This window comes from Achromobacter insuavis (genome assembly GCF_902859645.1).
In the GTDB taxonomy this organism is placed as follows: domain Bacteria; phylum Pseudomonadota; class Gammaproteobacteria; order Burkholderiales; family Burkholderiaceae_B; genus Achromobacter; species Achromobacter insuavis.
The window spans coordinates 20368-33370 of the sequence record NZ_CADIJR010000009.1 but is presented as its reverse complement, the minus strand read 5'-3'; the positions used below and the strand labels follow the sequence as shown (position 1 = coordinate 33370).

Genomic DNA, 13003 nt, shown 5'->3' with positions numbered 1-13003 from the left:
ACGCCCCAGGACACCCCGACATGACCACCCCGCCCGCTCGCCCCATTCCCGCCACCATCGCCGCCGTGGTGCGCGACGGCCACGTGCTGCTGGTGCGGCGCGCCAACCCGCCCGACCAGGGCCGCTGGGCCTTTCCCGGCGGCAAGATCGAGGCCGGCGAACGGCTCGAGGATGCCGCCGCGCGCGAACTGTTCGAGGAATGCGGGGTGCGCGCCGAGCCGCTGCGCGTCTTCGATGCCGTCGACGTGTTCGACCATGACGAGGCCGGCGCGCTGCGCCGGCACTACATCCTGATCGCGGTGCTGTGCCATTGGCAGGCCGGCGAGCCGGTGGCCGGCGACGATGCGCTGGACGCGCGCTGGGTGCCGCTGACCGAGCTGGAGGGCCAGGCCCTGGCCACCAGCTTCGGCGTCGCGGCGCTGGCGCGCAAGGCGGCGGCGCTGGCCGCCGACGCCGGCATTCTCTGATACCGTAAGCGTTCCCCACCCTGGCGGGCCAGGCCCGCCCCGCGCCGATGTTCGAACCCTACCTGTCCCGCTGGAACCTCGTGCCCGACGGCGCCCCCATCACGACCCATGCCGCCCGGCTGCTGCCGGTGCGCCAGGCCGGCGTGCCCGCGATGCTGAAGGTCGCGGTCGAGGAAGACGAGCGCCAGGGCGGCGTGTTGATGACCTGGTGGGACGGCCACGGCGCCGCGCGGGTGCTGGCGCACGAAGGCGACGCCATCCTGCTGGAACGCGCCACCGGCACGCGTTCGCTGGCCGAGTATGCCCGCAACGGCCGCGACGACGAGGCCACCCGCATCCTTTGCGGCGTGCTGCGCGAACTGCACGCGCCGCGCGCCAAACCGCTGCCGCCGCTGCGGCCGCTGGAGGAATGGTTCGTCGAGCTGTGGCCGATGGCGCGGGCGCGCGGCGGCATCCTGGCGCACAGCGCGCGCCACGCCCGCGCGCTGCTGGACGATCCGCGCGACCCGGTGGTGCTGCACGGCGACGTGCACCACGACAACATCCTCGACTTCGGCGCGCGCGGCTGGCTGGTGATCGACCCCAAGCGGCTCCACGGCGAGCGCGCCTTCGACTACGCCAACATCTTCTGCAACCCCGATCTGGCCGACCCGGAGCCGCCGGTGGCCATCGTGCCGGGCCGTTTCGAGCGCAGGCTCGGGATCGTGCTGGAGGAATCGGGACTGGACCGCCGCCGGCTGCTGCAATGGGTGGTGGCCTGGTGCGGACTGTCGGCGGCATGGTTCATGGGCGACGGCGACGACGCCGCCATCGACCTGGAGATCGCGCGCCAGGCGCTGGCGCTGCTCGACCGCTAGCGCGATGGCCCGTCGGCGGCGCCGCGCCGGCGCGAACCGCATCGCCGGCCGCCGGACCGCGCCGGCGCGGAAATACCGTGATACGACGGGCCGGTGGGATCCGCCCCGTATTGCGAGTAAGGTAATGAATAATGCGGCCTGGATCGACTGGCATGTTGGCCGCTGCCGCCAGCAGGAACCCGAATCATGAAGACCCTTCGTTCAACACTGCGGCCAATCCTGGCCGCCCTCGCCTGCGCATCGATCACCGCCTGCGCCAGCCAGCCCCCTGCGCAGACCGACCTGCGGTATCGCAGCCGGCCAGCGCCCCAGGCGCAGGGCGCGGCCGGCGCCCCGGGCGCATCGGACCAGCGCCTGACCATCCAGTCCGGCGAGGGCGAACGGATCAACCTGCCCTGGTTCATCCGCGACACGCAGGAATGGATCAACACCAACTGACCGCGGCAGGCCTTCCCGCTCGGGCCTGATGCGCGCGCCGCCCGCGCGTCCCGACGCGGCCCGTCCGGCGCCCCACCCTCATCCCGCCGCGATCTGCTCCAGATACCGCGTCGGCGACACCCCCATCACCTTGCGGAACATATAGACGAAGGCGCTGGCGCTGGCGTACCCCAGCGCCCGCGCCACGTTCACCACCGGCTGCCCCTGCAGCAGGCGGCAGATGCCTTCGTCGATCCGCACCTGCAAGCGCCAGTTGTGAAAGCTCATGCCGGTCTCGTCCTTCATGCGCCGCGCCAGCGTGCGCGCGCTGGCGCCCATGCGCTCGCCCCACTGCTCCAGCGTGTCGTCGTTGCCGGGCGACTGCAGCACCGCCGCGCAGACCTTGCGCAGGCGGCGGTCGAACGGCAGCGGCAATTGGCGATGCTGCCGCTCGGTGCCGGCCAGCAGGTTCAGCAGCAGCTCGGCGCTCAGCCGCTGCACCGGCCCGTGGCGCGCCACCGGCTGGTTCAGCGCCAGGATCAGTTCGCGCATCAGCGGCGCCACGTCCAGCGCGCACGTATCCTTCCACAGCCAGGGCGCGGCGTCGGGCGCGATGAAGGCCGAGCGCATCGTCACCTGGCCGACCATGCGCACCTCATGGGCCACGCCGGGCGGAATCCACAACGCGCGCATCGGCGCCAGCAGCCAGGCGCCGTCCTCGGTCATGACGCGCATGATGCCGGTGGGCGAATACATCAGCTGGATGCGCTCGTGCGAATGCGGCTCCTGCCGCTGGCCATCTTCGTAGTGGAACGAGCGCGCCACCACCGGCGGCGCCTCGACGGGAAACTCATGCATTGGCGGGATTTCGATAGCAAGGGTTGAAAGAACCGCGATCCAGCCAGTTATGTCCGTTTTTCGACATTTTCTGTCCAGCAAACAGGGAACTTGCTTTTTATCATTAATGCAAATGATTCCCATTGTTTTCAAAAGAAAATGACGCCCGCCGCACTTCTCCCTGTCGCATTTGCCCCACGCCACCCCTTTTCGTTCCGCCTGACTCTCGCCGCCGCCCTGCTGGTCCAGGCCTGCGCGCCCCTCGTGGCGCGGGCCGACGACGTCCCGCAGCTGAGCCCCGTGCGGGTCACCGGCGCGGCCGAGAAACTCTCCGACCCCGGCCAGACCGAGGGCTCGCAGTCGTACACCGCCAATACCGTCACCGTCGGCAAGACCGGCGCCAATGTGCGCGACATCCCCAACTCGGTGTCGGTGGTGACGCGCCAGCGCATGGACGACCAGAACATGGTCACGGTGGAAGACGCGCTGCGCGAAACCACCGGCGTCAGCGCCATGACCTACGGCGACGGCACCGCCTACTTCACTGCGCGCGGCTACGAGACCGACGTGCAGTTCGACGGCGTGCCCGCCAACGGCGCGCTGCAATACCTGCCCCAGTTCGACCTGGCGCTGTACGACCGCGTCGAGGTGCTGCGCGGCCCGGCCGGCCTGCTGCAGGGCTTCGGCAGCCCCGCCGGCACCGTCAACCTGGTGCGCAAGCGGCCGCTGGACACCTTCAGCCTGACCGGCGCGGTGATGGCCGGCTCGTGGAACAACTACCGCACCGAACTGGACGCGACCGGCCCGATCACGGCCGACGGCCGGGTGCGCGCCCGCGCCGGCTTCGCCGCGCAGGACCGCGACTTCTTCTTCGACAAGGCCCACAACCGCCAGGGCCTGGCCTACGGCTCGCTCGAATTCGACCTGAGCGCCAATACCACCCTGACCCTGTCGGCGGCCTACCAGCGCCAGCGCGAGGCGCCGTTCGACTACGGCCTGTCGATCTACTCGAACGGCCACATCATCGATTCGCCGCGCAAGGGCTTCTACGGCACCGACTGGTCGCGCGGCGACACCACCATGTCGGAAATCTATTCGGAACTGAGCCACCGCTTCGCCAATGGCTGGACCGGCCAGGTGTCGATGAACTACCGCTCGACCGACATGGACAGCCGCTACGGCTACGTCAACGGCCCGGTCAATCCCGTCAACGACCGCGCCGGCTACCGCCTGCAGGTGCAGAAGGACCAGATCCGCTGGATGGGCTTCGACACCCATGCCTCGGGCCCCTTCAGCCTGCTCGGCCGCACCCACCAGGCGATGATCGGCGCCAACTACGCCGAGCGGCGCCAGGACAGCCGCTCGGGCGGCATGAACCTCAGCAGCGTGTCGATCTACGACATCGACGTGCCCAACCCCGACCTGCCCTACACCTCGGGCGACGACTCCAAGACCAGCCAGATGGGCGTCTACGGCCAGTTGAGCTTCAACGTGGCCGACCCGCTGACGCTGATCGTGGGCGGGCGCCAGAGCTGGTACCGCACCTCCACCCAGGCGATCCTGCCGGTGGCCGGCGACACGCGGCGCGATCCCGAGGTGCGCAAGTTCGTGCCCTACTACGGCGCGGTGGCGCAGTTGAACTCGTGGCTGTCGGCCTATGCCAGCTATTCGGACATCTACGCCTTCTCGGAAGCCTGGCAGATGACGGCCGACGGCAAGCCGCTCAAGCCGCGCACCGGCAAGCAGTACGAGATCGGCCTGAAGGGCCAGTTCCTGGACGGCGCGGCCAACGCCTCGCTGGCGCTGTTCCGCATCCGCGACAAGGACCGCGCGGTGCCCGACGACGCCAACCCGGGCCGCTACCTGGCGCAGGGCGAGGCCCAGAGCCAGGGCGTCGAGGCCGAGATCAGCGGCCGCCTGCTGCCCAACTGGGACCTGTACGCCGGCTACACCTACCTGCAGACCCGCTACCTGTCCGACCCGACGCAGGAAGGCCAGATCGTCAACCCGGAAACGCCCAAGCACCTGTTCAAGGTCTGGACCACCTACCGCTTCACGCCCGACGTGCTGCCGGGCTGGCGCGTTGGCGGCGGCGTGCGCACGCAGAGCCGCACCAGCCGCAACAACGTCTCGTGGCAAGGCGGCTACGCGGTGGTCGACGCGCAGATCGGCTACAAGGTGAACCGCAACCTGGACGCCTCGCTGACGCTGAACAACGTCTTCGACCGCCACTACTACGCCCGCGTGCCGTCCAACTTCTACGGCATCTACGGCGAGCCGCGCAACGTGATGCTGACGTTGCGCGCCACGTACTGAGGCGCGCGTGGGGTCCGGTCCGACAACGGGCCGGCGCCCCGTCCTGTCAAACGGACGCCGGGATCGATCGGTTAAGGTGTAGCCCCACACCCCTTAACCCTTCATTCCTGGAGTAATGAATGACCGGATTGATTATCGTGGTGGCGGCGCTGGCATTCCTGATGCTGGCGGCGTATCGAGGCTACAGCGTCATCCTGTGCGCGCCCATCGCGGCCATGGGCGCGGTGCTGCTGACCGACCCGTCGGCGCTGGCGCCGGTGTTCTCGGGCATCTTCATGGAGCGCATGGCGGGCTTCGCCAAGCTCTATTTCCCCGTGTTCCTGCTGGGCGCGGTGTTCGGCAAGCTGATCGAGCTGTCGGGCTTCTCGCGCGCCATCGTGCGGGCGGTGCTGCGGCTGATCGGCGCCGAGCGCGCCATCGTCGCCATCGTGCTGGTGTGCGCGGTGCTGACCTACGGCGGCGTGTCGCTGTTCGTGGTGGTGTTCGCGGTCTATCCGTTCGCGGCCGAGATGTTCCGCCAGGGCGGCATCCCCAAGCGGCTGATGCCGGGCGCGATCGCGCTGGGCGCGTTCACCTTCACCATGACGGCGCTGCCGGGCACGCCGCAGATCCAGAACATCATCCCCACCACCTTCTTCGAGACCACCACCTGGGCCGCGCCCTGGCTGGGGCTGATCGGCGCGGCCTTCACGCTGAGCGCCGGCGTGGCCTACCTGGAATGGCGCCGCAAGCGCGCCGCGCTGGCGGGCGAAGGCTACGGCACCGAGCTGCGCAACGAGCCGGACACGCCGGCCGGCGGACGCGAGCATCACCCGCTGGTCGCGCTGCTGCCGCTGGTGGTGGTGGGCGTGGCCAACTACCTGCTGACGCGCTGGATTCCCGGCTGGTACCCGGCCGGCTCGCAGGTCGACCTGCCCGGCCTACCGCAGCCCATGCCGGTCAACGCCCAGGACCAGGTGGCGCTGTGGGCGGTGATGGGCGCGCTGATCGCCGGCATCGTCACCATCCTGCTGTTCTCGTTCTCGCACATCAAGGCGCACTTCGCCGAAGGCAGCAAGAGCGCGGTCTCGGGCGCGCTGCTGGCGTCGATGAACACCGCGGCCGAATACGGCTTCGGCGGCGTGATCGCGGCGCTGCCCGGCTTCCTGATGGTGGCCAGCGCGCTCAAGGCGATTCCCGACCCGCTGGTGGGCGAGGCGGTGGCGGTGACGTCGCTGGCCGGCATCACCGGCTCGGCCTCGGGCGGCATGAGCATCGCGCTGGCGGCCATGGCGCAGACCTTCATCGACAGCGCCCAGGCGGCCGGCATTCCCATGGAAGTGCTGCACCGCATCGCCGCCATGGCCAGCGGCGGCATGGACACGCTGCCGCACAACGGCGCCGTCATCACCCTGCTGGCCGTCACCGGCCTGACGCATCGCCAGTCCTACGGCGACATCTTCGCGATCACGCTGATCTCGACACTGTCGGTGTTCCTGGTGATCGCCGTGTACTACCTGACCGGCATCGTCTGACCGGCCGGCCCGAAGGCCTGGCCGAAGATCTCGGCCAGCCACTGGCTGAACACCCGCACCCGCGCCGACACCTGGCGGTTCTGCGGGTACAGCACCGACACCGGCATCGGCGCCGGCGGCAGGTCGGGCAGCACCACCCGCAACCGGCCCGACGCCAGTTCGTCGGCGACCCGGTAGCGCGGCACCTGCGCCAGCCCCAGGCCGGCCAGCGCCGCGCTGGCGTAGAGTTCGGCGCCATTGACGCTGACCACCGAGCCGGGCCGCGCCAGCACGTTGCGGCCATCCACCATGAAGTCCAGCGGCAGGCTGCGGCCGGTCGATGACGAGATGTAGTCCACCGCCCGGTGGCCGTCTAGGTCGTCCAGCGTGGCCGGCTCGCCGAAGCGCGCCAGATAGGCCGGGCTGGCCACGGTGACCTGCGGCATCAGGGCGATCTGCCGCCCCACCAGCGACGAGTCCTGCAGCGTGCCGGCGCGCAGCACGCAGTCCACGCCCTCGCGCACCAGGTCGATCAGCCGGTCGTCTTCGCCCAGGTGCAGCACGATGTCGGGATAGCGTTCGAGAAAGGCCGGCAGGCCCGGCATGACGAACACCCGCGCCAGCGTGCCTTGCAGGTTGACCCGCAGCAGGCCCTTGGGCGCGGTGTTCAGGAAAGCGCCATCCGCCTCCTCCAGGTCGGCCAGCAGGCGCACGCAGCGCCGGTAATAGGCCTCGCCGTCATGGGTCAGCCGCACCTGGCGCGTGGTGCGTTCCAGCAGGCGCGCGCCCAGCCGTTTTTCCATGCGCTTGATCAGGTTGGTCACGGTGGCGCGGGGAATCTGCAGGTCCTCGGAGGCCTTGGAGAAACTGCGCCGTTCGGCGATGCGCACGAACACCTGCATTTCCTGGAAGCGGTCCATGCGCCCCCCTATTATTAACGTAGATGAAACTATGTTAGCAAAAACAGAATAATTATCTTTTGTTTGGAATAGTCCATGATTCGTCTCACCCACTCACCCAAGGACAATCCATGACTTCCCAAGCTTCCCAACGCGTCGCCCTGGTCACCGGCGCCTCGCGCGGCATCGGCGCCGCCATCGTCCGCCGCCTGGCCGTCGACGGCTTTGCCGTCGCCATCAACTATGCCTCCAGCGCCGCCGAGGCCGACGCCCTCGCCGCTGAAGTCCGCCAGGCCGGCGGCCGGGCCCTGGCGGTGCGCGCCGACGTGTCCAAGGCCGCCGAGGTGCGCGCCATGTTCGACCAGGTCGAAGCCGGCCTGGGCCGCATCGACGTGCTGGTCAACAGCGCCGGCGTGCTCAAGCTGCAGACGCTGGCCGAAACCAGCGACGCGCTGTACGACCAGACCTTCGACATCAACACCCGCGGCACCTTCAACACCCTGCGCGAGGCCGGCACGCGGCTGGCCGACGGCGGCAGCATCGTCAACGTCTCCAGCACCACGCTGGCGCTGAACATGCCCACCTACGGCATCTACATCGCCAGCAAGGCCGCGGTGGAAAGCTTCACCCGCGTGTTCGCCAAGGAACTGCGCGGCCGCCGCATCACGGTCAACGCCGTGGCGCCCGGCCCCGTCGCCACCGAGCTGTTCAAAACGGGCAAGAGCCCGGAACTGATCGAGCATTTCGCCAAGATGCCGCCGCTGGAGCGCCTGGGCGAACCCGAGGACATCGCCGGCGTGGTGTCGTTCCTGGCCAGCGCCGACGGCGGCTGGATCAATGGCCAGGTGCTGCGCGCCAACGGCGGCCTGGCCTGAGCGCCGACCCGTTTCCGGAGACTTCCATGGCATCCGTCATCCTCATCACCGGCGCCGGCAGCGGCATCGGCAAGCTGTCCGCCGAAACCCTGGCCCGCGCCGGCCACACCGTCTACGCCACCATGCGCGACATCGCCGGCCGCAACGCCGGCCGCGCCCAGGCCATGCGCGACTGGGCCGCGGCCCACGGCGCCGATCTGCATCCGCTGGAACTGGACGTGCTGTCGCAGGCGTCCGCCGACGCCGCGGTGGCCGCCATCGTCCAGGCCCAAGGCCGGCTCGACGTGGTCATGCAGAACGCCGGCCACCTGGTGATCGGCCCGACCGAGGCGTTCACCGCCGAAGACATGCAGCACGCCTTCGACACCAACTTCTACGGCGCCCAGCGCGTCAACCGCGCCGCCCTGCCGCAGCTGCGCCGGCAGCAGTCGGGCCTGATGCTGTGGATCAGCAGCACCACCACCAAGGGCGGCTTCCCGCCGTTCATGGGGCCGTACGGCGCGGCCAAGGCGGCGATGGATTCGCTGGCGGTGAGCCTGTCGTACGAACTGGCGCGCTTCGGCATCGAGACCTCGATCGTGGTGCCGGGCGCCTTCACCCGCGGCACCGAGCACTTCCCCAGCGCCGGCAAGCCCAGCGACCAGGCCCGCGTGGCGGCCTATGCGCGCTACGACGGCGTGATGGACCAGGTCGGCGCGCGCCTGAGCGCGCTCACCCCCGACGACGCCACGCCGCAGGCGGTGGCCGACGAGATCGCCCGCATCGTCGGCCTGCCGGCGGGCAGCCGGCCGGCGCGCTCGGTGGTCGACTTCGTCGGCGATGGCGCCGAGGAAGTGCTGGCGCTGGCCGAGGAACTGCGGATCGCGTTCGCCGAGCGCATCGGCATCGCCGACCTGCTGCATCCGTCGACGCCGCGCGCTTGAAAAAAGCGGCGCCCTTGCCGCGCGGCAACCCGGGCGGGAACGGTAGAATCCGCCATCCCTCACGCTCGCTCGACGACGCGCGACGAATGGCTTTTCATGGGGAACCGCCATGCCCGCACCGCAGCCTTCAGCATTGCCGCAAGACCGCCGCGCCGCGCGCGACGGACGCCAGGAACAGGCCCCCGCGTGGACACGCGTCGGACGACGCAAACCGGCCGGCGCGTGGGCCGGCGCCTTCGCCGCGGCCGCGCTGTGCGCCGCGTCCTGGACCGCCCGCGCCGCGCCGGACGTGCAGACCGGCGACCTGATCTTCCAGCAATCCCGCTCCGCCCAGAGCCAGGCGATCCAGCAGGCCACCCACTCGCCCTACAGCCACATGGGCATGATCGTGATGCGCCAGGGCGCGCCCTACGTGCTGGAAGCCGCCGCCACGGTCAGCTACACGCCGCTGGCCCAGTGGACGGCGCAGGGCGAAAACGGAAAATACGTCGTCAAGCGCCTGCGCGATGCCTCGCGGCTGACGCCCGAGACGCGCGAACAGCTGGCCCGCACCGGCGCGCGCTATCTCGGCAAGCCGTACGACGCGGCCTTCGGCTGGTCGGACGACCGGATCTATTGCTCCGAGCTGGTCTGGAAGATCTACCAGCGCACGCTGGGCCTGCAGATCGGCGCGCTGCAACCCCTCAAGCAGTTCGACCTGAGCTCGCCCACCGTGCGCGCCACGATGCAGGCGCGCTACGGCAAGGACATCCCGTGGGAGGAACCCATCATCTCCCCGGCCGCGATGTTCGACTCGCCGCTGCTGGCCACGGTCCCGGACCGCTGACGCGGCGGGCGGCGCGACCGGTCGCGCAATCGGCGGCGCCGCCGGCCGCTCGGGCCACGCCTATTGCGGCATGTCGAAGCCCTGCTCGCGCAGGTACTTCGCCACCACCGGCTGCCACTTTTGCGGCGCGTGGGTGAACAGGCTGTGGCCGTTCTCGCCGTCGGGCCCCATGGGCACGAAGGTGGCGTGGCCGCCGGCCTGGTTGTAGGCCTCGACCCAGCGCTTGGGCCAGTCCGGCCCCCAGTACAGGTCGTTCTCGGTATAGATCCACAACATCGGCAGCCGCGTGGCCTGGCCATAGCCCGCGTACGTGGCCTGCAGGCGCTCGGGGCCGCACGGCTTGCCGGGCGAGCGCACCGGATCGCCGCCCGAGCCGCCGGCGAAGTTGATGGCGGTCTTCACCCCCGCGGGGTTCTGCGCCGCCAGCGCCACGGTCGAGCCGCCGCCCACCGACTGCCCCAGCACCACCACCCTGGCCGGGTCCACGTCCGGACGCTGCGCCATGACCCGCAGCACCTGGTCGATCTGGCTGGCGGCGCGGTCGAACATCGGGGTGAAGCGGCGCTCGCCGCAGGGGCCGCTGTTCTCCAGGTCCGGCCCGCCGGTGACGCCATAGCCCAGGCGCACCGGCAGCGCGACCACGAAGCCGGCATCGGTGAAGAACCTGGACGCCGCCGCGTAGCGCGCCCGACCCAGCTTGGCGCGGCCGGCGGCGTCGCCGGCCCGGCCATGGTTGATCACGATCAGCGGATGACGGCCCTCGCCCGCCGGCGTGAAGACGGTCACCACGACCTCGCCGGTGGCGGCGCCGCCGTTCTCCAGCGCCACCCGCACCGGCACCTTCTGCACGCTTTCGTTGGCGGCCAGCTTGGGCGGCGGCGCGGCGCACGCCGTCAAGAGTCCCAGTCCGCCGATCATCGTGATTCTTGCCAGAACACCCATGTTGCCCCTCGTCAGGAATAGGCTCGCCGCCCGGGTGAGCGCAAGATACTCCGAGTGCGCCCGCCCCGCCATCGTCGCGAACCCGGCCCGCGGCGATTTATTCCAGGCCGGACTCATTCCATGAAAATTACTTGTTTGTCGTGATCAACGGTCGGGCCTAGCATGACCGGCATCGCCCACGATTCCAATGGAGACAGCAAGCTCATGAGCGCCCCGATTCCCGCCTTCCCCCACAGCCACATCGAGCGCGATGCGCGCGGCGTCTATACGCTGCGGATCGACGACGCCAAGAGCCTGAACATCCTGGCCTCGCCGGTCACGCTGGGCCTGACCCAGGCGGTGCGCTGGATCGCGACGCAGGCCGACGCCCGCGCGCTGGTGCTGCGCGGCAGCGGCGACAAGGCCTTCGTCGGCGGCGCCAACATCTATGAAATGGCCGAGCTGGATCCGGACGGCGGCCGCGCCTTCATCACCCGCCTGCGCGACCTGTGCGAAGCGGTGCGCGCGGTGCCGGTGCCGACCATCGCCCGCCTGCCCGGCTTCTGCCTGGGCGCCGGCATGGAACTGGCGGCGGCCTGCGACATCCGCCTGGGTTCGCGCGACGGCGTCTTCGGCATGCCCGAAGTACAGGTCGGCATTCCGTCGGTGATCCACGCCGTGCTGCTGCCGGCGCTGATCGGCCCGGGCGCCACCCACTGGCTGCTGCTGACCGGCGCCACGGTCGACGCCGAGCAGGCCCTGCGCTGGGGCTTCCTGCAGTTCCTGTGCGAGGCCGGCGAGCTGGACGCGCTGGTCGAGCGCACCGTCGCCCCCATCGCCCACAGCGGGCCGCTGGCCGTGCGCTCGCAGAAAGCGCTGCTGCGCTATTGGGAGACGTCCACGGTGGAGGCCGGCCTGGACCGCAGCGTCGACGCCTTCGGCGCGGCCTTCACTACCGACGAACCGAGCCGCTACATGGCGCCGTTCCTGGCCCGCAAGCGCGCGCGGGAGGCGCAATGACGGCGGCGGCCGCGGCCACCGGCCCGCTGGCCGGCGTGCGGGTGGTCGACATGACCTCGGTCGGCATGGGCCCCTACGCCACCCAGATCCTGGGCGACATGGGCGCCGAGATCATCAAGATCGAAGCGCCCGAGGGCGACGTGTTCCGCGCCTCGGCGCCGGCCGCCTCGCCCGGCATGGGCGCCGTCTACTTGAACCTGAACCGCAACAAGCGCAGCCTCACCCTGAACGTCAAGGAGCCGGAGGACCTGCAACGCCTGCTGCGGCTGATCGACGGCGCCGACGTCTTCATCTCCAACGTGCGCCCGCGCGCGCTGGCGCGGGCCGGGCTCGACGCCGCCAGCCTGCGGGCGCGCAACCCGCGCCTGATCACCTGTTCGGCGGTGGGCTTCGGCCAGGACGGCCCCTACGCCGCGCAGCCGGCCTTCGACGACATCATCCAGGCCATGAGCGGCCTGGCCGACCTGCAGGGCCGCAACAGCGGCGCGCCGGCCTATATCAACACCATCATGGCCGACAAGGTGGCCGGGCTGACGCTGGCCTACGCCATCCCGATGGCGCTGTACGAGCGCGAGAAATCCGGCCAGGGCCAGGCGATCGAGGTGCCGATGTTCGAGACGCTGGTGTCCTTCACCCTGATCGAGCACATGGGCGGGCGCACCTTCGACCCGCCGCGCGGCGGCATGGGCTACAGCCGCGTGCTGTCGCCCGAGCGCCGGCCCTACCGCACCCGCGACGGCTTCCTGGCGCTGCTGCCTTATACCGACGCGCAATGGCAGCGCTTCTTCACCCTGGCCGAACGCGCCGACCTGGCCGCCGATCCGCGCTACGCCAGCGCCCAGACCCGCGCCCGCCACTTCGACGCGCTGTACACCGACCTGGCGGCCATCGTCGCGCTGCGCGGCACCGACGACTGGCTGGCGCTGCTGGCGGACGCCGACATCCCGCACTCGCGCGTCAATCCGCCCGAGGCGCTGTTCGACGACCCGCACCTGGCCGCGACCGGCTTTTTCCAGCGGGTCGAGCATCCGACCGAGGGCGCGCTCACGGCCACCGCGATCCCGGTGCGCTTCTCGCGCACGCCCGGGTCGATCCGCCGCCTGGCGCCACGCCAGGACGCGGATCGCGATATGCTCGATCCGGATTGAGTCC

At 70.3% G+C, this 13003-nt stretch carries 13 protein-coding genes; 10 read left to right on the top strand and 3 right to left on the bottom strand.

Annotated features, from left to right (window positions below; all coding sequences use genetic code 11):
• The first annotated feature begins 20 nt into the window (after positions 1 to 20).
• The 3 genes from H0523_RS07395 (at position 21) to H0523_RS07385 (ending at position 1762) form a co-directional block, all read left to right on the top strand.
• On the top strand, positions 21 to 467 hold the full coding sequence (locus H0523_RS07395; protein WP_054432173.1) for an NUDIX hydrolase: 447 nt from the start codon (positions 21 to 23) through the stop codon (positions 465 to 467).
• A 47-nt stretch (positions 468 to 514) separates the two neighbouring features.
• Positions 515 to 1324, top strand: a complete 810-nt coding sequence (locus tag H0523_RS07390; RefSeq protein WP_054432174.1) for an aminoglycoside phosphotransferase family protein — start codon at positions 515 to 517, stop codon at positions 1322 to 1324.
• Between the two features lie 186 nt (positions 1325 to 1510).
• On the top strand, positions 1511 to 1762 hold the full coding sequence (locus tag H0523_RS07385) for a hypothetical protein (protein ID WP_054432175.1): 252 nt from the start codon (positions 1511 to 1513) through the stop codon (positions 1760 to 1762).
• A 78-nt stretch (positions 1763 to 1840) separates the two neighbouring features.
• Here H0523_RS07385 and H0523_RS07380 read toward each other — a convergent pair whose 3' ends face one another.
• Positions 1841 to 2599, bottom strand: a complete 759-nt coding sequence (locus H0523_RS07380; RefSeq protein WP_054432176.1) for an AraC family transcriptional regulator — start codon at positions 2597 to 2599, stop codon at positions 1841 to 1843.
• Between the two features lie 138 nt (positions 2600 to 2737).
• Here H0523_RS07380 and H0523_RS07375 point away from each other — a divergent pair, with 138 nt between their 5' ends.
• Complete coding sequence (locus tag H0523_RS07375; protein WP_054432177.1) at positions 2738 to 4894, top strand: TonB-dependent siderophore receptor; 2157 nt, start codon at positions 2738 to 2740, stop codon at positions 4892 to 4894.
• A gap of 119 nt (positions 4895 to 5013) precedes the next feature.
• Positions 5014 to 6408 (top strand): GntP family permease, encoded by a 1395-nt coding sequence (locus tag H0523_RS07370; RefSeq protein ID WP_054432178.1) that lies wholly within the window; start codon positions 5014 to 5016, stop codon positions 6406 to 6408.
• Here H0523_RS07370 and H0523_RS07365 read toward each other — a convergent pair.
• A complete protein-coding gene (locus tag H0523_RS07365) occupies positions 6387 to 7307 on the bottom strand; it encodes a LysR family transcriptional regulator (protein ID WP_054432179.1) in 921 nt (306 codons plus the stop codon). The two genes, H0523_RS07370 and H0523_RS07365, sit on opposite strands and share 22 nt — an antisense overlap.
• A gap of 110 nt (positions 7308 to 7417) precedes the next feature.
• Here H0523_RS07365 and H0523_RS07360 point away from each other — a divergent pair, with 110 nt between their 5' ends.
• The 3 genes from H0523_RS07360 to H0523_RS07350 all read left to right on the top strand — a co-directional run bounded on the left by H0523_RS07360 (position 7418) and on the right by H0523_RS07350 (position 9910).
• Positions 7418 to 8161, top strand: coding sequence for an SDR family oxidoreductase (locus H0523_RS07360; RefSeq protein ID WP_054432180.1), 744 nt, complete (start codon positions 7418 to 7420; stop codon positions 8159 to 8161).
• 26 nt (positions 8162 to 8187) lie between these two features.
• Positions 8188 to 9084 (top strand): SDR family NAD(P)-dependent oxidoreductase, encoded by an 897-nt coding sequence (locus H0523_RS07355; RefSeq protein WP_054432181.1) that lies wholly within the window; start codon positions 8188 to 8190, stop codon positions 9082 to 9084.
• Positions 9085 to 9193: 109 nt separating this feature from the next.
• On the top strand, positions 9194 to 9910 hold the full coding sequence (locus H0523_RS07350) for a YiiX family permuted papain-like enzyme (RefSeq protein WP_156350138.1): 717 nt from the start codon (positions 9194 to 9196) through the stop codon (positions 9908 to 9910).
• Between the two features lie 60 nt (positions 9911 to 9970).
• Here H0523_RS07350 and H0523_RS07345 read toward each other — a convergent pair whose 3' ends face one another.
• Positions 9971 to 10852 (bottom strand): dienelactone hydrolase family protein, encoded by an 882-nt coding sequence (locus H0523_RS07345; protein WP_180180045.1) that lies wholly within the window; start codon positions 10850 to 10852, stop codon positions 9971 to 9973.
• Between the two features lie 204 nt (positions 10853 to 11056).
• On the opposite strand from H0523_RS07345, the gene H0523_RS07340 reads away from it, so the two are divergent.
• Complete coding sequence (locus H0523_RS07340; protein WP_054432256.1) at positions 11057 to 11851, top strand: enoyl-CoA hydratase; 795 nt, start codon at positions 11057 to 11059, stop codon at positions 11849 to 11851.
• The gene (locus H0523_RS07335; protein WP_054432183.1) at positions 11848 to 12999 is read left to right on the top strand and encodes a CaiB/BaiF CoA transferase family protein; all 1152 of its coding nucleotides are present in this window, start codon (positions 11848 to 11850) and stop codon (positions 12997 to 12999) included. Before H0523_RS07340 ends, H0523_RS07335 begins: the two co-directional genes overlap by 4 nt.
• The last annotated feature ends 4 nt before the right edge of the window (positions 13000 to 13003 follow it).

What these genes read in the sequence shown, in the direction of transcription:
- H0523_RS07395 (WP_054432173.1), top strand. Translation starts at nt 21, where the DNA reads ATGACCACCCCGCCCGCTCGCCCCATTCCCGCCACCATCGCCGCCGTG.
- H0523_RS07390 (WP_054432174.1), top strand. Translation starts at nt 515, where the DNA reads ATGTTCGAACCCTACCTGTCCCGCTGGAACCTCGTGCCCGACGGCGCC.
- H0523_RS07385 (WP_054432175.1), top strand. Translation starts at nt 1,511, where the DNA reads ATGAAGACCCTTCGTTCAACACTGCGGCCAATCCTGGCCGCCCTCGCC.
- H0523_RS07380 (WP_054432176.1), bottom strand. Translation starts at nt 2,599, where the DNA reads ATGCATGAGTTTCCCGTCGAGGCGCCGCCGGTGGTGGCGCGCTCGTTC.
- H0523_RS07375 (WP_054432177.1), top strand. Translation starts at nt 2,738, where the DNA reads ATGACGCCCGCCGCACTTCTCCCTGTCGCATTTGCCCCACGCCACCCC.
- H0523_RS07370 (WP_054432178.1), top strand. Translation starts at nt 5,014, where the DNA reads ATGACCGGATTGATTATCGTGGTGGCGGCGCTGGCATTCCTGATGCTG.
- H0523_RS07365 (WP_054432179.1), bottom strand. Translation starts at nt 7,307, where the DNA reads ATGGACCGCTTCCAGGAAATGCAGGTGTTCGTGCGCATCGCCGAACGG.
- H0523_RS07360 (WP_054432180.1), top strand. Translation starts at nt 7,418, where the DNA reads ATGACTTCCCAAGCTTCCCAACGCGTCGCCCTGGTCACCGGCGCCTCG.
- H0523_RS07355 (WP_054432181.1), top strand. Translation starts at nt 8,188, where the DNA reads ATGGCATCCGTCATCCTCATCACCGGCGCCGGCAGCGGCATCGGCAAG.
- H0523_RS07350 (WP_156350138.1), top strand. Translation starts at nt 9,194, where the DNA reads ATGCCCGCACCGCAGCCTTCAGCATTGCCGCAAGACCGCCGCGCCGCG.
- H0523_RS07345 (WP_180180045.1), bottom strand. Translation starts at nt 10,852, where the DNA reads ATGGGTGTTCTGGCAAGAATCACGATGATCGGCGGACTGGGACTCTTG.
- H0523_RS07340 (WP_054432256.1), top strand. Translation starts at nt 11,057, where the DNA reads ATGAGCGCCCCGATTCCCGCCTTCCCCCACAGCCACATCGAGCGCGAT.
- H0523_RS07335 (WP_054432183.1), top strand. Translation starts at nt 11,848, where the DNA reads ATGACGGCGGCGGCCGCGGCCACCGGCCCGCTGGCCGGCGTGCGGGTG.